The organism is Blautia coccoides (assembly GCF_034355335.1).
Lineage (GTDB): Bacteria > Bacillota > Clostridia > Lachnospirales > Lachnospiraceae > Blautia > Blautia producta.
Genome location: NZ_CP136422.1, coordinates 3,517,627 through 3,539,094, shown reverse-complemented (window position 1 = coordinate 3,539,094; position 21,468 = coordinate 3,517,627). Strand labels below are relative to the sequence as shown.

Below are 21,468 nucleotides of genomic sequence, written 5' to 3'. Positions count from 1 at the left end.
TTTTGCCCCTTCTTATGTTAGAATGTAAAAATGAAAATAAAAAAAAGAGATATGGAACTGATTGGCATAGTGTTGCTGATCGCTTTTTTATGCTGGTTTATTCCCTATATACGAGGCCAGTTTACATACGAAAAAGCACAGCTTCGTATCACTGTGGACGGAGAAGAATACGGGATTTATTCATTGGAGGAAGACCAGGTGATCCATATTGGTGATACAAATGTGTGTGTGATCAAAGATGGCTCTGTGACTATGACAGAGGCGGACTGTCCGGATCATCTCTGTATGAAGCAGAAGAAGATATCAAAAAAAGGCGGTACTATTGTCTGTCTGCCAAACAGGGTCGTGCTAGAGATCATAGACGGGAAGCCTTCTGATGGCCCTGATGCGGTCGCATCATAAAGGAATAGGTACATGGATTGCAGAAGTGTAAGGACATATAAGTGCGTGGAATGCATAAGTGCAAAGACACAGAATTGCATGGGACACAGAGGCGGTGGGACAGCATGGATGGTGTTATTGGACCGTGAGACTGTAAGGGAGAGAGAGTTATGAGGAAGACAGCGTATATGGGGCTGTTTGCGGCACTTGCCATTATATTTGGATATGTGGAAACTCTGCTCCCGGTTTTTGCGGGGATACCGGGAATTAAGCTGGGACTTGCGAATCTGGTGACCGTGATCCTTTTGTACCTTTTTGGCTGGAGAGAGGCAGCAGCAGTCTCTTTTATAAGAATACTGGTGATCGGATTTTTGTTCGGAAATCTGTTTTCCATATTGTTCAGTCTGTCTGGGGCAGCGCTTAGTCTGCTGGTCATGGTGCTGCTGAAAAAAAACGACAGTTTTTCTGTGGCCGGAGTGAGCATTGCCGGCGGTGTGACACATAATATCGGACAGATCCTCATTGCGGTCTGTGTGGTGGAGAATGTGAATCTTTTTTATTACCTTCCCGTGCTTCTGATAGCAGGGCTGCTGACCGGACTGCTGATCGGTATTCTGTCCGGTGAGATTATGAAACGAATACCTGGAAAGGACTTGACATGATTGCATACTTAAAAGGCGAAGTAGTTGAAATAGAAGAGGAAAAACTGATCCTGGAATGCGGTGACATAGGATATAATATATCCATGCCCGCCTCTGCCCTGGATGGCACCCTGCGTCCGGGACAGGAGGTGAAAATACATACACATCTCCATGTGCGGGAGGATGCCATGCAGTTGTATGGCTTTCTCACACGGGATGATCTGAAAATGTTTAGGATGCTCTTGGGAGTCAGCGGGATCGGACCGAAGGCGGCCCTTGGGATCCTTTCCGGTCTGTCTGCCGATGAATTGCGGTTTGCAGTGCTCTCTGATGATATTAAGACCATTTCCCGAGCGCCCGGTGTGGGAAAGAAGACGGCACAGAAGATGATACTGGAGCTGAAGGACAAGCTGGATTTGCAGGAGGCATTTGATACAAAGACCATGCATGTGCAGGAAGCCTCCCAGGCGGAGACAGGTGATCTTGTGGATGCCAAAAAGGAAGCTGTGCAGGCGCTCACCGCGCTTGGTTATTCCGGCAGCGAGGCTTTGCGGGCTGTGAAGCAGGTGGATGTGTCTCCTGATATGAACGTGGAGGAGATACTGAAACAGGCATTGAAGAAAATGAATTTTTAGTGGGATGAGAGCATGGATAAAAAAAGAGTGATTAGCACAGACGTAATAGAAGAAGACCTGAAAATAGAAGGTAATCTGCGCCCTCAATATCTGGACGACTATATCGGCCAGGAAAAGGCAAAGAATAACCTGAAGGTATATATAGAAGCTGCAAAACAGAGAAATGATGCGCTGGACCATGTACTGTTTTACGGGCCTCCCGGACTGGGCAAGACTACGCTGGCAGGCATTATAGCCAATGAGCTGGGAGTACATATGAAAGTGACCAGTGGTCCGGCCATTGAAAAGCCGGGGGAGATGGCAGCCATCCTTAACAATCTGCAGGAGCATGATGTGCTCTTTGTGGATGAGATACACAGGCTGAACCGACAGGTGGAGGAAGTGCTCTATCCGGCAATGGAGGATTATGCCATTGATATCATGATAGGAAAGGGTACTGCTGCCCGTTCTATCCGGCTTGATCTTCCAAAATTTACTCTGGTGGGAGCCACTACCAGGGCAGGCCTTCTGACGGCACCTCTTCGGGACAGATTCGGAGTTGTGCATCATCTGGAATTTTATACGGAAGAGGAATTGAAGATCATTATACTGCATTCCGCAAAAGTATTGGGCGTGGAGATCGACGAGGAAGGCGCCTGGGAGATGGCAAAACGTTCCCGAGGTACCCCCAGACTTGCAAACAGGCTTTTAAAGAGAGTCAGGGATTTTGCCCAGGTGCGGTATGACGGGAAGATCACAAAAGAGGTTGCCGATTTTGCCATGGACCTTCTGGAGGTGGACAGGTATGGACTTGACCAGACAGACCGGCTGCTGCTCACCACTGTGATCCAGCGTTTTTCCGGCGGGCCTGTGGGTCTGGATACCCTTGCCGCGGCAATTGGAGAGGATTCCGGTACCATTGAGGATGTCTACGAACCTTATCTGATCAAGAATGGATTCCTTCTCCGAACCCCCAGGGGAAGAGTGGCAAGTGAACTGGCATATCACCATTTGGGACTGGATCAGACAGGGGAATGAGAAAAAGGTTGTTTTTCTGCATATTTCGATTATAATAGACAGTGGAAATAAAATGCAGACAATGGAAAGCACGCTCCGTGAACTTTCTGTTGTCATGAATGAGAATCGGGAGGAGCCCTTGAATGGCAGTAAAGAATACTACACAGGTTTTAATCGGAGGCAAGATTATTACCCTGAGCGGATATGAAAGTGAAGAATACCTGCAGAAGGTTGCATCTTATATGAACAATAAAATGACGGAACTGGGACAGCTCCCAGGTTACAGCCGTCAGTCCGTGGAGACAAAACATACGCTTTTGAGCCTGAATGTGGCAGATGATTATTTTAAAGCAAAGCGTCAGGCGGAAATTTTTGAGGAGGACCTGGAAGCCAAGGACAGGGAAATGTATGATCTGAAACACGACCTGATCACCAGCCAGGTACAGCTTGAAAATGCCAGAAAAGATGTGGCACTTAAAAATGAACAGTTAGATAAGCTGCAGAACAGAATAGAGGAACTGGAAAAGGAACTGGAAGAACTTTTAAAATAAAACTTCCGGAACACAGAATCATAGGGGGCGCGCTTCGGACAGAAGCAACACGCCCTTTTTCTATCAACAGTATTTTTGAAGGAGACAGATTATGAGAGCAGAACTGCTGGCGCCTGCCGGCTCATATGAGGGGCTGCGGGCCGCTGTGACAGCGGGGGCGGATGCGGTCTATATTGGCGGTAAGATGTTTGGGGCCAGGGCATATGCCAAAAACCCGGACGCGGATGAGCTGCTTGAGGCCATAGATTTCACTCACCTGCACGGAAAGAAAATTTATATGACAGTGAATACCCTGCTGAAAAACAGGGAGCTGGAGGAGCAGTTATATACCTACCTGGCTCCTTACTATGAGCGGGGCGTGGACGGTGTGATCGTGCAGGACTATGGGGTTCTCTCTTTTATCAGGAGGGAATTTCCGGAACTGCCTATCCATGTGAGTACCCAGATGGCCGTGACGGGAGCAAATGGGGCACAGCTTTTAAAAGAAGCAGGAGCATCCAGGATCGTGACAGCCCGTGAGCTGTCTCTGGAGGAAATTCATAGGATTTATCAGGAGACAGGCATGGAGATTGAGAGCTTTATCCACGGTGCACTCTGCTACTGCTATTCCGGTATGTGTCTGTTTTCCAGTATGCTGGGAGGTAGAAGCGGCAACAGGGGAAGATGTGCCCAGCCCTGTCGGCTTCCCTATGAAGTATATGACGGAGAGAAAAAGCTTGGCGGCAGGAAAGAGGAATATCCCCTGAGTCCCAAAGATATGTGTACCATTGATATCCTTCCTGAGATTTTGAAGGCAGGTGTCTATTCCCTGAAAATCGAGGGGCGGATGAAAAAGCCGGAATATGCGGCGGGTGTTACGCGGATCTACAGAAAATATCTGGACTTATATGAAAAGGATCCAAAGAACTATCGTGTCCTGGAGTGTGACAGGCAGGAGCTTTTGAAATTATACCAAAGAGACGGATTTAATGAGGGATATTATAAACAGCACAACGGCAGGAATATGATAGCTGTGCAGAATCTGAAAGCCCGGGATAACAGAGAAAACGGGCCGGGAAGACGTGACGAGGAATTATTTTCGCAATTGAAAGTTCAATATGTTGACAAGAAATTGCAAGAAAAAATTTACGGAAATGTAATCCTATTCTGTGGAAGCCCTGCTATACTGGACTTGGAATACGGAAATATCCATATACAGGTACAGGGAGAAGCGGTACAGCCGGCCCAGAACCAACCGCTGAGCGCAGAGCGGGTGAAAAAGCAGATGGAGAAGACAGGGAGCACCCCGTTTGTATTTGAACGCCTGGATGTGCAGACAGATGAACAGGGATTTCTGCCTATGCAGAGTCTGAATGAACTGCGAAGAAAAGGTTTGGAAGAGCTGGCGAAGGAATGCCTTATGCCGTACAGGCGTGCCTTGTGCGGGCAGAGCATGAATGCCGCCGGGATGAATAAGAATGTGAAAATGGAGAAGGAAAAAGCTTCCAAAGATTTTTATGTATCGGTAGAGACCTGGGAACAGATGGAGGAGGCCCTTGGACGGGCAGAGGTGGATGGGATTTACTGCAGTATATCCATGTTCTGGGGAGAGAGCTTTGAGGAGAAGACCAGATACGCTGTTGAATATATAAAAGAGTTTGGCAAGGAGTGTTATCTGGCATTTCCTTATATCCAGAGAGAGGGCATATTGGAGCGCAAAGAGGCAGAGCTTGTGAATCTGGCAGGGTGCCTGGACGGTTTTCTCGTGCGGAACTTAGAAGAGCTGGGATATTTAAAGAGGCTGGGGCTTGCAGACAAGGCGGTATGCGATCACTCTTTGTATGCCTTTAACGATGAGTCTAAGGCATTTCTGGAAGAACAGGGGGTACTGCGCACCACAGTTCCGCTGGAGCAAAACGGCGGTGAGATACGCCGCAGAGACAATGAAAACAGTGAGTGGATCATCTATGGGAACTATCCGATGATGATTTCAGCCCAATGTCTGAAAAAGACATATAACGTCTGTGACAAAAAAGGCGGATTTACCAGACTGAAGGACAGGTATGGGAATTTCTTTGCAGCCCAGTGTGAGTGCAATTTCTGTTATAATGTGATCTACAACAGTGTTCCCACCGGACTTTTAAGAGAAGCAGAGCAGATAAAAGCCGCATCGGTTTCGGCTGTCCGTATGAACTTTACCATAGAAGGGAAAGCTGAAACTGGAAGACTGCTCGATCTGTTTCTGGATGTTTACAAGAAAAATAAAGATGTACCCGGCCAGGTGCCTGAATTTACAAAGGGGCATTTTAAACGGGGCGTGGAGTAGGTGAAGATTTGATTAATTTAATTGTAGAACTTTCCAAATATCTGCTGCTGATACTGGCAGCCCTCTATACGCTGGAGAGTTTCAGTGTATTTAAATACAAGGCTGAGGATGATAAGCGGTACATTTTAAGAAAACAGCTTATCGTGATCTTCTTTATGGATTTTGTGGCGTTTCTTGTGATCTTTCTCAAGACGGAAAAGATGGAAGTCATTTATTTTTTCGGAGCACAGCTTTTGTATTTTATAGCGGTTCAGGTACTATATAGGATTTTTTACAAAAAGGCATCCCTGCTTTTGCTGAACCATATGTGTATGCTGCTCTCCGTGGGATTTATCATGCTGGCCAGACTGGACACGGAATCCGCGGTACGGCAGTTTCAGATCGTGGTGATCGCCACAGTCATTGCTATGGTTATCCCGGTAATGATAAGAAAGCTGCGTTTTTTGAACAAGTGGACCTGGTTTTATGCTGCGGCAGGCATGCTTCTGCTCCTGGTGGTGCTTGTTCTGGGTAAGAATGTCAATGGAGCCAAGATCAATATTTCCATCGGCGGATTTGCGTTTCAGCCCTCAGAGTTTGTCAAGATTATCTTTGTATTTTTTGCGGCCTGCAGGTTATACAGGAAAAAGGCCGATTTTCGGGATCATGTGATCACAACGGCAGTTGCCGCTGCCTATGTGCTGGTTCTGGTCATATCCAGAGACCTGGGAAGTGCCCTGGTGTTTTTCATCACATATGTGGTCATGCTCTATGTGGCTACCAAGAAGCCGTTGTACCTGCTGGCAGGACTTGGCTCAGGGTGTGTGGCGGCTGTGGGCGCTTATTTCCTCTTCGGCCATGTGCGCCAGAGGGTAGTCGCCTGGAAAAATCCCTTCTCCGTCTATGAGGGGGCAGGGTATCAGATCGTGCAGGGGCTTTTTGCCATCGGCACAGGCGGCCTGTTCGGTATGGGGCTTTGTCAGGGGTCACCGAAAATGATCCCCTTTGTGAAGCAGGACTATATGTTTGCTGCGATCTGTGAAGAGCTGGGCGGACTTTTTGCCATGTGCCTGATCCTGATCTGTATGAGCATGTTTTTGCTGGTAGTCAATATTTCACTGCAGATCAAGAAACCATTTTATAAGCTGATCGCGCTGGGATTGGGAACGGAATATGCGTTTCAGGTGTTTCTCACCATCGGCGGCGTGACAAAATTTATACCCATGACGGGAATTACCCTTCCCCTTGTCAGCTACGGCGGAAGCTCTGTACTGAGCACCATCATTATGCTGGCTATTATCCAGGGGTTATATATTTTGAGAGAAGACGAGGATGAAGAACTTGAAAAGCAAAAAGAAAAAAGAAGAGAAGCGTCTCTTAAAGGAAGAGAAGGCGTTAGAGAAAAAAGAATTAAAGGCTAAGAGAGCCCGGAACCGGGAATATGCCATAGTCAGTTATTTTTTCGTGGGTATCTTTATTTCTTTGATTGGATATATGGTTTATTTCCAGGCGGTGAAGCGGGAGGGTGTGATAAGCAGCCCTTACAACACCAGACAGGATCAGTTCGAGGACCGGGTGGTCCGCGGCAGTATTCTGTCTTCTGACGGACAGACTCTGGCCTATACACAGGTAAATGACGACGGTTCAGAAACCAGAGTGTACCCTTACAGCAATGTGTTTGCCCATGTGGTGGGATATGATGCCAACGGAAAGAACGGCCTGGAATCCCTGGCGAATTTCCAGCTCATGACTTCCCACGACGGCTATCTCTCGCAGGCAGCCAATGAGCTGAAAAGCGAAAAGAACAAGGGGGACAATGTGGTCAGCACACTGGACACTTCCCTGCAGCAGACAGCCTATAATGCCCTGGGGGACAACCGGGGAGCTGTTGTGGTCATAGAGCCAAAGACCGGGGCAGTCCTGGCCTCTGTGAGCAAGCCAGATTTCAATCCCAATACTGTGGCCCAGGACTGGGAGTATCTGATCAGCGACAGCTCAAACAGCAGTCTTTTAAACCGGGCAACACAAGGGGCTTATCCCCCTGGTTCCACCTTTAAGATCGTGACAGCCCTGTCATATCTGAAGGCCCACGGCAGCATAGACGGATACGACTACAACTGTGAAGGCAGCATTACCATGGACGGCCATACCATCACCTGCTATGACGGAGAAGTACATGGGGAGGAGGATTTCACCACAGCGTTTGCCAAATCCTGCAACAGCGCCTTTGCAAGCATTGGAGTGGACTTAGGAAAATCAAAACTGACCCAGACGGCAGAGAGCCTTCTGTTTAACAGCAAGCTTCCGATTCCCATTGAGTATAACAAAAGCAAATTTGACCTGGGCGAGCATCCGGGCAAACCGCTCCTTATGCAGACCTCCATCGGACAGGGAAATACCCTGGTCTCACCTATGCACATGGCCATGATCGTCAGTGCCATCGCCAACGACGGTGTGCTGATGAAGCCATACTATGTGGATCACGTGGAGAATGTGAACGGCGACGTGGTAAAAACAACCAAACCCGCAGAATATAAGCGTATCCTGGAGAGCAGCGAAGCCACTGTGATGCAGAACCTCATGGAAGCCGTAGTAAACCAGGGAACCGCGTCCTCATTAAGCGGAGAGAACTACAGCGCAGCCGGCAAGACAGGTTCGGCAGAATACTACGGCTCTGACGGAGATATCAGAACCCATTCCTGGTTTGTAGGATATTCCACCATGGGAGACTCCCAGATCGCCATCGCCGTCATAGCCGAAGGCGCCGGAACCGGCAGCTCCGTAGCAGTCCCCATCGCCCACGAAGTTTTCAACGAATTTTATTACTAAAAATATCACTATTTGTGACACCAAGAGTATCACAAATAATATCACCCGTCCCACATAATTGTTTTTTTTCTCTCCCACATAGAAAACTGTGCGGGCTCTAGAAAACCAGGAAGAGGAAGGGAGCGGCCGGGAGGCAGCCAGGTGTGTGAGCGATGTTCCAGTGGAGCGTCAGGGAGATCCACCTGCCCCAGATACTTAATGAAGAGGCCATTGCCGATGAATTTAGTATCTGGGAGCAGGTTAGCTCCCTGGCAGCGGAACGCTTCGCTCGCACACCTGGCTGCCTCCCGGCCGCTCCCTTCCTCTTCCGTCCGCATTCATCCCCCCGTCGCCCCAGTTTCCATTTTATCCCTTGCACAGGTATCCAAAAAGAGTTATACTAATACCAACGAAACACAACGCTGACCCGGAAAAGGGTTTTACAGGAGGACTTGCACTATGATTGAAGCAACGAGCTGTGGCGGGGTGGTAATATATCGGGGAAAGATACTGACCCTGTACAAATCCTATAAGCACAAATATGAGGGCTGGGTTTTGCCGAAGGGTACAGTAGAAGAAGGCGAAGACTATAAGGACACGGCACTGCGTGAAGTGAATGAGGAGGCAGGTGTAGTCGCGAATATCATCAAATATGTAGGAAAAAGCCAGTATAGTTTTTGTGTGCCGGAAGATACTGTGGAAAAGGATGTCTATTGGTATCTCATGGCTGCCAACAGTTATTACAGCCGGCCGCAGAGAGATGAATACTTTGTAGACTCCGGTTTTTACAAGTTCCATGAAGCTTACCATCTATTACGGTTTTCCAATGAAAAGCAGATTCTGGAAAAGGCTTATAATGAATACCTGGATTTGAAAAAGTCAAATCTGTGGGGAAACAAAAAGTATTTTTAGTTATTCAGCTGATGAGAAGGGACTGGTTTTTCCAGCCCCTTTTTGTACTTTTGCAGGGATAGAGTCAGACAACAGAGCTTTTATAAAAAATGGAGGAGGTAGCCATATGTTAGAGCAGATTGATTTGACAAAAGAGATGGGGAAAGAGGAGTACAAAGAAAAGATGGAGGTTCTGGAGGGAACCCTCTCCCGCCTGCAGAGAGAATGCAGGGATTTGGGGATTCCGGTCATGATCCTCTTTGAAGGGTTCGGAGCAGCCGGAAAGGGTGTGCAGATCAATAAGCTGATACATCCGCTGGACCCCAGGGGATTTAAAGTTTTTGCCATCAAACAGGAATCAAAAGAAGAGCGTATGTATCCGTTTTTATGGCGCTTCTGGACTAAGACACCGGAGAAGGGCAGGATTGCCATTTTTGATACAAGCTGGTACAGAAGAGTGTCTGTGGACAGGTTTGAGGAGAAAATCTCACCGGAGGAACTGATGTATGCTTACCAGGAGATCAACACGTTTGAGAAGACTCTCACAGATGACGGCGCTGTATTGATAAAATTCTTTATGTATATCAGCAGAAAAGAGCAGAAGAAGCGCTTCGACAATCTTCTGGACAATAAGGAAACGGCCTGGAGAGTCAGCAAGGCAGATTTAAAGCGCAACGAGGAATACGGCACTTACAAGGCCATGCTGGAGGAAATGCTGGAAAAGACAGAGACAGAGTGTGCACCATGGACCATTATCGAGGCCATGGACCGGCGTTTTGCCACAGTAAAAATACTCTCCTCAGTCATTGACAGCCTGACGGAGAAAATAGAGAAGGTTAAGGCACAAAAGCAGACAGAGGAAGAGACAAAGAAAGTGGAGGCCGGGGCAGAAGCGGATCTGGGAGAATATGAACCACTGTCCAAAAAAATTCTGGAATCCTCAACTCTCAGCAAAGCGGATCTGACATTGTCCTATACAAAGGAAGAGTATAAGAAGAGATTAAAAGACCTGCAGGACCGCATGGCGATCCTTCACAGCGAGCTGTACAGCCGCAGGATCTCTGTGGTGCTTGGATTTGAAGGATGGGATGCAGGGGGAAAGGGCGGCGCGATCAAGCGCCTCACAGAGGCCATGGACCCCAGAGGATATGTGGTGAATCCCACGGCGGCACCTTCCGCTGTGGAGAAGAACCATCATTATCTGTGGCGCTTCTGGAAGGATATGCCCAAGGCGGGCCATGTGGCCATATTTGATCGTACCTGGTACGGAAGAGTGATGGTGGAGCGTATTGAGGGATTCTGCACCAAGGAAGAATGGCAGCGGGCCTATAAGGAAATCAATGATATGGAAGCCCATCTGGCTCATTCGGGTGCCATTGTGCTGAAGTTCTGGATGCACATTGACAAGGATGAGCAGGAGCGCCGGTTCAAGGAGCGCATGGAAAATCCGGAGAAGCAGTGGAAAATTACGGATGAGGACTGGCGAAACCGGGAAAAGTGGGATCAGTACGAGGAGGCAGTCAATGAGATGGTCATTCGGACCTCCACCTCCTATGCACCGTGGATCATTGTGGAGGGCAATGACAAATATTATGCCCGCGTCAAGGTGCTGGAATCTGTTGTAACTGCAATTGAGAGAAGGCTGAAAGAATAGGAATCCAATTAAGGATGGAAATTTATGTTAAACTGGTATAAGAATCTGTATGTTGGCGATAATGCAAAAAAGAAACAAAAAAAGCTGATACGGAAGATCAATCAGGGTGCAGGGGTCATTGATGTCTATCTGGTGACCCTTGCTGTCAATCCGGCCAATTCCCTGGAAATCATTTCCGCCAATTACCTGCTGCAGAAGCCGGTCAGGAGGAACTGTCCCATGATCGTAGGGCTGTGCTCGGGATATTATGAGGCTGTGGACCTGGTGGAACAGATCGCAAAAGAAGTCTATGAGGATACAGGTGCCATGGATATCCGCGGCTGGCTCCTTCAAAAGACAACCCAGGAGAAAAAAAGAGACTGACAGGTGGGAAGATGATGCTGATACATATAATTTTGGGTATACTAAAAATAATCGGAATTCTGCTGCTGACAATTTTGTGTCTGCTTCTTCTCCTTCTGCTGTCACTGGTCTTTGTACCGGTGCGCTACTACGGAAGCGCTTTCCGGGAAGAGGGGAAGTACGAGGGAAAAGTGAAGATCTCCTGGCTGTTTCATCTGATATTTGTCACAGGCAGATATGGTTCCGAGACGGACGGGATACATCTTTCCATCCGTTTTTTGGGAATCCCCGTGGATGTGGTGCTGAAAAAAATCACTGCCTGGAGACAGAAACGGCAGAAGAAGAAACGCCGGAAGAAGAAACCGGAGCTTACGGCTGCGGAAGAGAACACACACACAGCGCCGGTCCGCAGTGCAGAACAGGCACTTTTGGAGGTTGAGGACAAAAGTGACGGGAACGCCGTAAAGGAAAGGGAAGAGCCAAAGGAAGAGCCAAAGCCTCCGGTCTTAGAAAACAGTGCCGGCGGTGATGGAAAAGAAAAAACAAAGAGGCATTCTTCGCATAAAAAAAATCCTGTAGACAAGATACGAAGTATTTTTGTTAAAATTGCAGAGACTATAAAAAAAATCCTTGCGCTTCCCGGGAAAATAAAAGCGGCTTTTGTAAATTTCAGGCGGACAGCTAAGGAGATTTATGGTAAAATAAAACAAATCAGAGAACTGTTGTCCTCAGAGTCCTTTCTGGGAGCAAAGACTCTGGTATTTGGAGAGCTGGGAAGCATTATAGGACATGTAAGGCCCAGGAAAATAAAGGGTGACATTTATTTTGGATTTGATGACCCGGCGCTTACAGGGCAGGTGCTTGCCGCAGCCAGTATCTTCTATCCCCTTTACGGAAGAGGCTTTTCCCTTCACCCCTATTTTGACAGAGTCATTTTAGAAGGCCGGGCACAGGTCTGGGGAAGGATGTACGGGTTTGTATTTTTGCGTACTGTCTGGAAACTGTTCAGAGACTCCAATGTGAAGGAGCTTAGAAAAAAATTCAAAAAAGACAGGTAACAGACGGAAATAAACATTAAGGAGGAAATAACCATGGCTTCAGATAATAGTTTTAAGACAACAGTGGACTCTCTTTTCAAGGGAATGGATAGCTTTATCACAACAAAAACGGTGGTGGGGGAGGCGATCACTGTGGGGGATACCATTATCCTTCCGCTGATCGACGTATCCTTCGGTGTGGCCGCAGGCGCATTTGCCGATGACAAGAAGAACAACGGCGGCGGCGGTATGGGAGGTAAGGTTTCACCGAGTGCAGTATTAGTGATATCCAAAGGCGGCACAAAACTGGTCAATGTGAAGAACCAGGACGGTCTTACCAAGATTTTGGATATGGTGCCTGATTTTGTAAATAAATTCACTGACGGCAAAAAAGAGGAGGCGGCTGCCGCGGCAGAACCTGCAAAGAAAACGGAGTCTGTGAAACAGGAAGCAGAGGAAGAGAAAACAGAGGAGTAAAGAGATTTTCATACACACTCTGAGAACAAAAAGCCGCCAGGATGTCATTCATGGCGGCTTTTTGCATATATTAAAGTAAACAGGCAAAAGGAGAAACAGAGAGACTGTGCAGAGACTCATTGGATTTTTACTGTTTTGGATTGGAGTAGGGCTGTTTCTTGCCTTGATATTTCCAAAGAGCTTCCTTATGGTATTACTTGCGGCACTCTGTATGCTGGTAGGGTATAATCTGTTCTGCTGCTGAATGAATAGAAGATAGAAGAGGACAAAAAAAGACCTTGTCTCATCGGACAAGGCCTTTCCTCTTTCTTTACGCTCTCTCCACTTTACCGCTTCTTAAGCAGGAAGTACAAACATACATTTTCTTTGCAGCACCGTTTGCTGTTTTTACTTTAACAGATTTGATGTTGGATTTCCACATCTTGTTTGATCTTCTATGGGAATGGCTCACGTTGTTCCCGAAATGAGCACCTTTTTCACAAATTGCACACTTTGCCATGGTAGCACCTCCTTAACATAGAATAAGTCCGTGTATACAAACTCACAACAATAGTTATTTTAACAGAAGATTACAGGATTTGCAAGTGAAAATATAAAAATTTTAAATTAATATTTCGTTTTTGGGAAAGATATGTTAGAATGGTTCTATGAAAAAGCGGCTGCCCGGGGTATGTAAGGAGCAGCGGCCAAGAAAAAAGCTATGGAGGTGTCCGTGCATGGATGGACTTGTTGATACAGGATTAGGAAAAATAATGATCGATACGGATGTCATCGCTACTTATGCAGGAAGCGTGGCAGTCGAATGTTTTGGAATCGTAGGCATGGCGGCAGTCAGCATGAAGGACGGGCTGGTTAAGCTCCTGAAGAAAGACAGCCTGAAGCATGGAATCAATGTCATCATCACCGATAATAAGATCACCCTGGAATTTCACGTGATCGTTGCATACGGCGTGAGTATCTCTGCCGTATCAGACAATCTCATCAGCAATGTGAAATACCGCGTGGAGGATTTTACCGGTTTGACTATAGAGAAGATCAATATCCTTGTAGAAGGCGTAAGAGTAATCGATTAATTAAGGAGGAAACTTGTTTTGAATACCAATACCGTTGACGCGAATATGCTTGGCAGGATGTTTCTGGCTGGTGCCAAAAATCTGGAAGCTAAGAAAGAATGGATTAATGAACTGAATGTATTCCCTGTACCGGATGGTGACACGGGAACGAATATGACACTGACGATTCTGTCTGCCGCTTCTGAAGTGAGTGCGCTTGAGAATCCGACTATGAAGACACTGGCAAAAGCCATTTCTTCCGGTTCCCTGCGCGGGGCAAGAGGAAACTCAGGTGTTATCCTTTCTCAGCTTCTGAGAGGTTTTACAAAGACCATTGAGCATTACGACACCGTGGATGCACCTGCCTTTGCAAAAGCGTTTGAGAAAGGTGTGGAGACTGCCTATAAAGCTGTTATGAAGCCAAAAGAAGGAACGATCCTGACAGTGGCCAAAGGAGCAGCGGACAAGGCGCTGGAGATCGCAGAGGACTGCGGGGATCTTGGCTGTTTCTTTGCGGATGTGATCGCTCATGCGGAGCACGTACTTTCCAGAACACCGGATATGCTCCCTGTTCTGAAAGAGGCAGGTGTTGTGGATTCCGGCGGCCAGGGACTTTTGGAGGTCCTCAAAGGCGCTTATGACGGTTATCTGGGCAAAGAGATTGACATGAATTTTGAAAAGCCCCAATCCTCAGGCATGACCAGACCGGTATCTGCAGAGGAGAGCAACATCAAATTCGGCTACTGCACAGAATTTATCATAATGCTGGAAAAGGAGTTTCCGGAAAAAGAGGAACAGGCCTTCAAGGAATATCTCATGTCTATTGGTGATTCCCTGGTAGTTGTGGCGGATGATGAAATTGTAAAGGTGCATGTACATACCAATGATCCTGGTATGGCAATCCAGAAGGCTCTGACTTACGGCCAGCTCTCCAATATGAAAATCGACAATATGCGCCTGGAGCACCATGAAAAGGTGATCAAAGAGGCTGAGAAGCTGGCAGCACAGCAAAGAGAAGCCGTGCCGGAAAAAGAAGTGGGATTTATATCGGTATCCGTAGGAAACGGTATGGGAGACATTTTCCGTGATCTGGGAGCTGATTATCTGATCGAAGGCGGCCAGACCATGAATCCAAGTACAGAGGATGTGTTGAAAGCCATTGAACAGGTACATGCCAAGAACATTTTTGTATTCCCCAACAATAAGAATATTATTCTGGCAGCCAATCAGGCCAGGGATCTGACAGAGAATAAAAATATCATTGTCATTCCCACCAAGACCATACCCCAGGGTATAACGGCTCTGATCAATTATGTTCCTGAGAAGTCCGTAGAGCAGAACACAGAGGAGATGCTGAACTGCATCGGCAATGTGAAGACAGGTCAGGTTACTTATGCGGTGAGAGACACAAAAATTGATGACAAAGAAATCCGCCAGGGCAATATTATGGGAATCGGTGACCACGGCATTTTAGCTGTAGGGGAAGGCGTGGAAGGGATTACCATGGAAACTATCGACGCTATGGTGGATGAGGATACAGAGATCATCAGCGTATATTACGGTTCTGAGGTAAGTTCTGAGGATGCACAGCGTCTGGGTGAGAAGCTGGAGGAGCGTTACCCGGATTTTGATGTGGAAGTAAACGACGGCGGTCAGCCGATTTATTATTATGTGGTATCCGTGGAATAACCTGCGGGATTGAAAGGATAAGAGGTGTGGACGCGGCTTTTCTCTGCTGCGGAAACACCTCTTCTTTACTCGATAAAGAGAGACAGAAGCAACAGGCAGGGATGGAGTTACTAAGATGAGAGAAGCAGATGCAATACGTTCTATCAAGGGGATTGGAGAGAAAACAGAAAAATTATTTGGTAAGCTGGGGATACAAAGCGTGGGCGACCTGCTCAGGTATTATCCCAGGGATTATGATGAATACGGACAGCCGGTGGGCATCGGAGAACTGAAACCGGGGAAAAAGGCAGCAGTAGCCGGTAGGATCGCGGGTAAGGTAGGTGTGCGCAGTACAGGTAGACTGACAGTGGTGACGGCTGCCCTGAAAGAGGAGGGGAAAAGCCTTTCCTTAACCTGGTATAATATGCCTTTTTTGAGAAATACCATTGCTTCGGGAAGCTGTTACATATTCCGCGGAATGGTCACGGAGAAAAAGGGGCATCTTACCATGGAGCATCCGGAGATATTCACACCTGAAAAGTACGGGGAGATGCTGCATACCCTGTATCCTGTTTACGGGCTTACAAAGGGGCTTACCAATAAGCTGGTGGTCAAGACCATGCATCAGGCATTGGAGGAAAAGGAAGTGGTGCAGGAGTATCTGCCGGAGGACTTCCGCAGTCACTATCACCTGGCGGAATATAATTTTGCCGTTTCCGAGATCCATTTTCCAAGAGATAAAAAGAATATGCTTCTCGGCAGAAGAAGGCTGGTGTTTGATGAATTCCTGTTTTTCATCCTGGCTGTGCGCATGATGAAAGAAAAGACCCAGGATACTGCCAGCCATTTTACCATTAAGCCTGTCTGGGAGACTGAAAATGTCATAGAGAATCTGCCCTATCCCCTGACTAATGCCCAGCGGCGGGTATGGGGAGAGATCGAGCGAGATATGACAAGCCATACCCTCATGTCCAGACTGGTGCAGGGAGATGTGGGAAGCGGCAAGACCATCATTGCTTTTTTAGCTATGATACTGGCAGCGGCCAATGGATATCAGTCTGCCCTTATGGTTCCCACAGAGGTTCTAGCCGCCCAGCATTTTAAAGCTCTGAAGGAACTGTTAGAGGAACAGGGGCTTAACTACGAGCCGGTGCTGCTGACCGGTTCCTGTACCGCCAAAGAAAAGCGGATCATCTATGAGCAGATATCATCCGGCCAGGTGAAGATGGTGGTGGGGACGCATGCCCTGATCCAGGAAAAGGTAGTGTATGAGAACCTGGCCCTGGTGGTGACGGATGAACAGCACCGCTTTGGCGTAAACCAGAGGGATGATCTCTCAAAAAAGGGAGAGAAGCCTCATGTCCTGGTCATGAGCGCAACTCCCATTCCCAGAACCCTGGCGATCATCCTGTATGGAGATCTGGATATCTCTGTCATTGACGAACTTCCGGCAAGAAGGCTGCCGATCAAAAACTGTGTGGTGGATATATCTTACCGGCCAAAAGCATATGCTTTTATGGAGCGGGAAATCCAGGCCGGAAGACAGGTCTATGTCATCTGTCCCATGGTGGAGGAGAGTGAGGGGCTGGAAGCGGAAAATGTTCTGGATTATGCAGAGCGCCTGCGAAACATTATGCCTCCGGCTATAAGAATAGAGCCGCTTCACGGCAGGATGAAGCCCGCCCAGAAAAACAAGATCATGAGTGCTTTCGCATCAGGGGAAATACAGATCCTGGTATCCACAACAGTGGTGGAAGTCGGTGTGAATGTTCCCAATGCCACAGTCATGATGGTAGAGAATGCAGAGCGGTTCGGCCTGGCCCAGCTTCATCAGCTCAGGGGAAGGGTGGGACGGGGGGAATACCAGTCTTATTGTATCTTTATGCAGGGACAGGATGCCCAGGAGACAAAAGAGCGTCTGGAAATACTGGTAAAATCCAATGACGGTTTTGAGATCGCGGGAGAGGACCTGAAGCTGCGGGGGCCTGGAGATCTGTTCGGAATCCGTCAGAGCGGTGACATGGAATTCGCTCTGGCTGATATTTACCAGGATGCCCAGGTTTTAAAGGAAGCCAGTGAAGCGGGAGGCGCGATCCTTACATTGGACCCGGATCTATCGCTGGAACAGCACAGAAGGCTCAGAGAACGCCTTCTGGATTACGCGAAGGAACGGCTGGAGTTGCCGGGACTGTAGAGAAAAGGTGTGAAGGCATGAAGAAAAACGCATTAGCAAAAGATTTTTTTATGGAGATAAAAAAGACCAGGAACCGGTTTCTGTCCATCACGCTCATTGCGGCGCTTGGGGTAGCTTTTTTTGCCGGTGTGCGGGCAGCGGCGCCGGATATGAATATGTCAGCAGATCTTCTGTATGACAATAGTAATTTCATGGATATCCGTGTACTGGGCGATCTGGGTCTTACGGACAAGGATATAGATGCGATCCGGGATGTAAAAGGCGTAGAATCTGTACAGGGCGGCTACAGCGTGGATGTGCTCTGCAGCACGGAAGACGCGCAGCTTGTGGTGCGTATGATGTCTGACTATGACCAGATCAATAAAATAATGGTAAAGCAGGGCCGCATGCCCCAAAAACCAGATGAGTGCCTGGCAGACGAACGGTTTTTAAGCCTGTCAGGATATAAGGTGGGAGACACCATCTCTGTAAAATCCGGCACGGATGAGGATATTGCAGACACGCTTGCTGTCACGGAATACAAAATTGTGGGCAGCGGCACCACTGCCTATTATCTCAGTCTGGACAGGGGAACCAGTAAAATAGGAAACGGTGAGCTGAGCAGTTTTCTGGTCATCCCAGCCGAAAGTTTTTCTCTGGACGTATATACAGAGGCTGTGGTACGCGTATCGGGAGCAAAAGAACTCTTATCAGGCTCTGAAAAGTATGAGGACACAGTGAAAAATGTGGAGGACCGGCTGGATGCCATTGCAGGCGGCCGCTGTGATATCCGCTTTGAGTCCGTCCGCCGGGAAGGACAGGAAGAGCTGGATGACGCGTCCGCTGAGATCGAGGAGAACCAGCAGAAGCTGGCAGATGCCAAAAAGGAGCTGGATGATGGTGAAAAAGAACTTGCAGAAGGAGAACAGAAGCTGGATGACGCCAGAAAAGAACTGAAAACTGCCAGGGATAAACTGACAGACGGGGAAAATCAGCTTGCAGAGGGCGAAGCCCAGGCAGCAGACGGTGAGAACCAGATCGCAGACGGCTGGAATTCTTATTATGAGAATGCCTCCACCCTGGAAGAAAAGAAGAAGGAACTGGAGGATGCAAAAGCCCAGACTGCGGACGGCGAAGACCAGATCGCAGAGGCATGGCAGGAGATTGACGAGCAGAAGGCAGCACTTGCGGATGGACGCAGCCAGTTAGAGGAGGGAAAAGCCCAGATCGACCAGGGCAGACAGCAGCTAAATGACGGGATCGCTCAGACAGAAGCGGGAATTGCCCAGGTAGAGCAGAAAATCCAGGAGATAGAGGCTGGTCTTCCAACTGTTTTGGACGGTATAAAAGCGGTCACGGACGGGATCAGTAAGGCGGAATCAACCATCGAAGGCCTGAAACAAAACCAGGCGGATATCCGGGACGGGATCACTAAGTTGGAGGAACAGCTTGATGCTTTGCCCCCTGAGGCTGAGGATATCCGGCAGCAGTTGGAAGAACAGATAAAAACTGCGAAAGAGCAGGAAGCGCAGATAGAGGCAGGCATCACTGCGGCCCAAGAACAGCTTGCAAGCCTTCAGGAGACTTTACAGCAGCTTCAGGGGCAGAAGGCCCAGATGGAGGATGCCCTTCCACAGTTGAAAGCTCAGCAGCAGGCCCTGCCGGCGACTTTGGCGGGACTGAAAGAGCAGCTTGCCAAGGTAGATGCCCAGGCGGAGACCCTTGCAGAAAAGGAAGCAGAGCTTGCGGATGGTGAGAGTCAGATCGCTCAGGCAGAATCTCAGCTTAGGTCAAAGGAACAGGAACTGGAAGCGGGAAAGACCCAGGTCGAGGAGGGGGCTGCACAACTTGCAGATGGTGAGAACCAGCTTGGTGAAGCCAGAGAACTTTTAGAATCCAAAGAACAGGAGCTTGCAGCGGCCAAGGATCAGATAGAACAGTCCAGAAAAGAACTGGAGGATGGGAAAGCCAAGCTTTTTGACGGAGAGAAGGAGATAGCGGACGGAGAGGCCGAGATAGAAGAGAACAGACAGAAGCTTTTGGACGGCCGCAGGGAATATGAGGAAAAAAAGGCAGATGCTGATGAAAAGATAGCGGATGCCCGGAAAAAGGTAGCAGACGGGCAAAAAGAGCTGGATGATCTGAAGGTTCCAAAATGGCACATCCTCAACCGTGATTACATACAGACGTATGTGGAGTACGAGCAGGATGCCGACAGGATAAAGGCCATTGGGGATGTTTTTCCGGCCATTTTTTTCCTGGTCGCGGCGCTCATCTGTCTCACAACCATGACTAGGATGGTGGAGGAGGAGAGAACTCAGATAGGAACCCTGAAAGCGCTGGGGTACAGCAAGCTGTCCATAGCGGCAAAATACCTGTGCTATGCCCTTCTGGCATCTCTCATAGGCAGTCTTGCAGGCCTGGTGGCGGGACAGAAGATACTCCCCCCTGTCATCATCAACGCCTACGGTATTCTCTACAATAACCTTCCGGAGGTGGTGGCACCGCTGCATGCGGGATACTCCATATCCTCCACACTTCTGGCTATTGCCTGTACAACAGCGGCTGCCGGGATCGCCTGCTATAAAGAGCTTATGTCCACTCCTGCAGCTCTGATGCGGCCTGCATCTCCAAAATCAGGAAAACGGGTGCTGTTGGAACGTGTGGGATTCATCTGGAATCATTTAAGCTTTACGAACAAATCCACAGTGCGCAATCTGTTCCGGTATAAAAAGCGGTTTTTCATGACAGTGCTGGGTATCGGCGGCTGTATGGGACTTCTGCTTGTAGGATTCGGACTTAAGGATTCTGTCCGTTCCATCGGAACCATTCAGTACAATGACCTGTTGTCTTACCATGCAGAGATCGTACTGGAGGATAAGGCCACAACAGAAGAAAAAGAGGAAGTGGTGAATGCCATGGAGAAGGATAAGAATATCAAATCTTTCATGGCAGTTTATAAGACCTCTATGGATATAGAAAATGAGAAAGAGAACGTGACGAAAAGTGCCTATGTGATGGTGCCTGAGAATACCAAGGCATTTAAAGAATACGCGGATCTGCGCAGCCGTAAGACGAAAGAACATTATGAGCTGTCCGATGACGGAATCATCCTATCGGAAAAGCTGGCTAAACTTCTGGATGTGAGTGAGGGCGATACTGTTGTTTTGAAGGATGAGGAGACCGATCATTATGAAGTGAAGGTTTCCCACATTACAGAGAATTATTTTCTTCATTACATATATATATCGCCGGAGCTGTACCGCAAAGTATTCGGTGAAACACCGGAATTTGTGGACTATCTCACCATCAATACATCCACGGAAAGTTCCTTTGAGAACAGGATGCAGGAAAAATATATGGAGTATGACCAGGTATCAGAGGTTTCTTTTATCACGAAGACAGCGGACAGGATCGCAAATATGCTGAAGAGTCTTGATACCGTTATCTATGTATTAGTCATCGCTGCGGGTCTTTTGGCTTTTGTTGTCTTGTACAATCTGAACAACATCAATATCAGCGAGCGCATCAGGGAGCTGGCAACTTTGAAGGTCCTTGGTTTTTATGATATGGAGGTGTCCAGATATGTGCTCAGGGAGAATGTCTGTCTGACGCTCATTGGCTGTGTTCTGGGAATCTTCTTCGGGAAAATCCTGCACATGTTCGTTATTTTGACTGCGGAGACAGACATTATGATGTTCGGAAGAGACATAGAAATCATCAGTTTTGTGTATAGTATCCTGATCACTTTATTCTTTTCAGCAGTGGTAAATTTCTTTATGCATTTCCGTCTGAAAAAGGTGGATATGGTGGAGTCCATGAAAAGTGTAGAGTAAAAAACTTGAAATTTTTCCGGAAAAGGTATATGATTAACGGGA

At 47.9% G+C, this 21,468-nt stretch carries 18 protein-coding genes; 17 read left to right on the top strand and 1 reads right to left on the bottom strand.

Features of this window, described 5'->3' with window-relative positions; translation table 11 throughout:
- Window positions 1–30: 30 nt before the first annotated feature.
- The 13 genes from BLCOC_RS15925 to BLCOC_RS15865 all read left to right on the top strand — a co-directional run bounded on the left by BLCOC_RS15925 (window position 31) and on the right by BLCOC_RS15865 (window position 12,697).
- The gene (locus tag BLCOC_RS15925) at window positions 31–402 is read left to right on the top strand and encodes a NusG domain II-containing protein (RefSeq protein WP_115622744.1); all 372 of its coding nucleotides are present in this window, start codon (window positions 31–33) and stop codon (window positions 400–402) included.
- A 149-nt stretch (window positions 403–551) separates the two neighbouring features.
- Window positions 552–1,043: a Gx transporter family protein gene (locus BLCOC_RS15920; RefSeq protein WP_029468796.1), complete on the top strand. Its 492-nt coding sequence runs from the start codon at window positions 552–554 to the stop codon at window positions 1,041–1,043.
- Window positions 1,040–1,657: a Holliday junction branch migration protein RuvA gene (gene ruvA, locus BLCOC_RS15915; RefSeq protein WP_018597994.1), complete on the top strand. Its 618-nt coding sequence runs from the start codon at window positions 1,040–1,042 to the stop codon at window positions 1,655–1,657. The genes BLCOC_RS15920 and ruvA overlap by 4 nt, the downstream gene beginning before the upstream one ends.
- Before the next feature lie 12 nt (window positions 1,658–1,669).
- Window positions 1,670–2,674 carry a Holliday junction branch migration DNA helicase RuvB gene (gene ruvB / locus BLCOC_RS15910; protein WP_018597995.1) on the top strand — a complete coding sequence of 335 codons (1,005 nt, stop codon included), beginning with the start codon at window positions 1,670–1,672 and terminating at the stop codon, window positions 2,672–2,674.
- Window positions 2,675–2,796: 122 nt separating this feature from the next.
- Entirely contained in the window at window positions 2,797–3,204 is a 408-nt protein-coding gene (locus BLCOC_RS15905; RefSeq protein WP_018597996.1) for a cell division protein ZapA, read from the top strand.
- A 91-nt stretch (window positions 3,205–3,295) separates the two neighbouring features.
- The gene (locus BLCOC_RS15900; protein WP_115622743.1) at window positions 3,296–5,509 is read left to right on the top strand and encodes a U32 family peptidase; all 2,214 of its coding nucleotides are present in this window, start codon (window positions 3,296–3,298) and stop codon (window positions 5,507–5,509) included.
- 8 nt (window positions 5,510–5,517) lie between these two features.
- Entirely contained in the window at window positions 5,518–6,909 is a 1,392-nt protein-coding gene (locus BLCOC_RS15895) for an FtsW/RodA/SpoVE family cell cycle protein (RefSeq protein WP_018597998.1), read from the top strand.
- Window positions 6,821–8,317, top strand: a complete 1,497-nt coding sequence (locus BLCOC_RS15890; protein WP_115622742.1) for a peptidoglycan D,D-transpeptidase FtsI family protein — start codon at window positions 6,821–6,823, stop codon at window positions 8,315–8,317. Before BLCOC_RS15895 ends, BLCOC_RS15890 begins: the two co-directional genes overlap by 89 nt.
- Window positions 8,318–8,755: 438 nt before the next feature.
- On the top strand, window positions 8,756–9,208 hold the full coding sequence (locus tag BLCOC_RS15885; RefSeq protein WP_018598001.1) for an NUDIX hydrolase: 453 nt from the start codon (window positions 8,756–8,758) through the stop codon (window positions 9,206–9,208).
- 106 nt (window positions 9,209–9,314) lie between these two features.
- Window positions 9,315–10,841 carry a polyphosphate:AMP phosphotransferase gene (gene pap, locus BLCOC_RS15880; RefSeq protein ID WP_115622741.1) on the top strand — a complete coding sequence of 509 codons (1,527 nt, stop codon included), beginning with the start codon at window positions 9,315–9,317 and terminating at the stop codon, window positions 10,839–10,841.
- A 24-nt stretch (window positions 10,842–10,865) separates the two neighbouring features.
- On the top strand, window positions 10,866–11,204 hold the full coding sequence (locus tag BLCOC_RS15875) for a hypothetical protein (RefSeq protein WP_018598003.1): 339 nt from the start codon (window positions 10,866–10,868) through the stop codon (window positions 11,202–11,204).
- Window positions 11,205–11,215: 11 nt separating this feature from the next.
- Window positions 11,216–12,241, top strand: coding sequence for a hypothetical protein (locus BLCOC_RS15870; protein ID WP_115622740.1), 1,026 nt, complete (start codon window positions 11,216–11,218; stop codon window positions 12,239–12,241).
- A gap of 33 nt (window positions 12,242–12,274) precedes the next feature.
- The gene (locus BLCOC_RS15865; protein ID WP_029468801.1) at window positions 12,275–12,697 is read left to right on the top strand and encodes a GerW family sporulation protein; all 423 of its coding nucleotides are present in this window, start codon (window positions 12,275–12,277) and stop codon (window positions 12,695–12,697) included.
- Window positions 12,698–13,007: 310 nt separating this feature from the next.
- Here the strand turns inward: BLCOC_RS15865 and rpmB are convergent, their stop codons facing one another.
- Window positions 13,008–13,196, bottom strand: coding sequence for a 50S ribosomal protein L28 (gene rpmB / locus BLCOC_RS15860; protein ID WP_018598007.1), 189 nt, complete (start codon window positions 13,194–13,196; stop codon window positions 13,008–13,010).
- Window positions 13,197–13,413: 217 nt separating this feature from the next.
- Here rpmB and BLCOC_RS15855 point away from each other — a divergent pair, with 217 nt between their 5' ends.
- The 4 genes from BLCOC_RS15855 to BLCOC_RS15840 all read left to right on the top strand — a co-directional run bounded on the left by BLCOC_RS15855 (window position 13,414) and on the right by BLCOC_RS15840 (window position 21,426).
- The gene (locus tag BLCOC_RS15855; RefSeq protein WP_018598008.1) at window positions 13,414–13,770 is read left to right on the top strand and encodes an Asp23/Gls24 family envelope stress response protein; all 357 of its coding nucleotides are present in this window, start codon (window positions 13,414–13,416) and stop codon (window positions 13,768–13,770) included.
- An 18-nt stretch (window positions 13,771–13,788) separates the two neighbouring features.
- Window positions 13,789–15,438: a DAK2 domain-containing protein gene (locus tag BLCOC_RS15850; RefSeq protein WP_115622739.1), complete on the top strand. Its 1,650-nt coding sequence runs from the start codon at window positions 13,789–13,791 to the stop codon at window positions 15,436–15,438.
- 115 nt (window positions 15,439–15,553) lie between these two features.
- Complete coding sequence (gene recG / locus BLCOC_RS15845) at window positions 15,554–17,611, top strand: ATP-dependent DNA helicase RecG (protein WP_115622738.1); 2,058 nt, start codon at window positions 15,554–15,556, stop codon at window positions 17,609–17,611.
- Between the two features lie 17 nt (window positions 17,612–17,628).
- On the top strand, window positions 17,629–21,426 hold the full coding sequence (locus BLCOC_RS15840; protein WP_115622737.1) for an FtsX-like permease family protein: 3,798 nt from the start codon (window positions 17,629–17,631) through the stop codon (window positions 21,424–21,426).
- Window positions 21,427–21,468: the final 42 nt, after the last annotated feature.

Bases quoted from the DNA above. Each gene is read 5' to 3' on its own strand.
- ruvB (WP_018597995.1), top strand. From the start codon at position 1,670: ATGGATAAAAAAAGAGTGATTAGCACAGACGTAATAGAAGAAGACCTG.
- BLCOC_RS15890 (WP_115622742.1), top strand. From the start codon at position 6,821: ATGAAGAACTTGAAAAGCAAAAAGAAAAAAGAAGAGAAGCGTCTCTTA.
- BLCOC_RS15925 (WP_115622744.1), top strand. From the start codon at position 31: ATGAAAATAAAAAAAAGAGATATGGAACTGATTGGCATAGTGTTGCTG.
- BLCOC_RS15900 (WP_115622743.1), top strand. From the start codon at position 3,296: ATGAGAGCAGAACTGCTGGCGCCTGCCGGCTCATATGAGGGGCTGCGG.
- ruvA (WP_018597994.1), top strand. From the start codon at position 1,040: ATGATTGCATACTTAAAAGGCGAAGTAGTTGAAATAGAAGAGGAAAAA.
- BLCOC_RS15855 (WP_018598008.1), top strand. From the start codon at position 13,414: ATGGATGGACTTGTTGATACAGGATTAGGAAAAATAATGATCGATACG.
- rpmB (WP_018598007.1), bottom strand. From the start codon at position 13,196: ATGGCAAAGTGTGCAATTTGTGAAAAAGGTGCTCATTTCGGGAACAAC.
- BLCOC_RS15840 (WP_115622737.1), top strand. From the start codon at position 17,629: ATGAAGAAAAACGCATTAGCAAAAGATTTTTTTATGGAGATAAAAAAG.
- BLCOC_RS15865 (WP_029468801.1), top strand. From the start codon at position 12,275: ATGGCTTCAGATAATAGTTTTAAGACAACAGTGGACTCTCTTTTCAAG.
- BLCOC_RS15875 (WP_018598003.1), top strand. From the start codon at position 10,866: ATGTTAAACTGGTATAAGAATCTGTATGTTGGCGATAATGCAAAAAAG.
- BLCOC_RS15885 (WP_018598001.1), top strand. From the start codon at position 8,756: ATGATTGAAGCAACGAGCTGTGGCGGGGTGGTAATATATCGGGGAAAG.
- BLCOC_RS15920 (WP_029468796.1), top strand. From the start codon at position 552: ATGAGGAAGACAGCGTATATGGGGCTGTTTGCGGCACTTGCCATTATA.
- BLCOC_RS15870 (WP_115622740.1), top strand. From the start codon at position 11,216: ATGATGCTGATACATATAATTTTGGGTATACTAAAAATAATCGGAATT.
- BLCOC_RS15905 (WP_018597996.1), top strand. From the start codon at position 2,797: ATGGCAGTAAAGAATACTACACAGGTTTTAATCGGAGGCAAGATTATT.
- recG (WP_115622738.1), top strand. From the start codon at position 15,554: ATGAGAGAAGCAGATGCAATACGTTCTATCAAGGGGATTGGAGAGAAA.
- pap (WP_115622741.1), top strand. From the start codon at position 9,315: ATGTTAGAGCAGATTGATTTGACAAAAGAGATGGGGAAAGAGGAGTAC.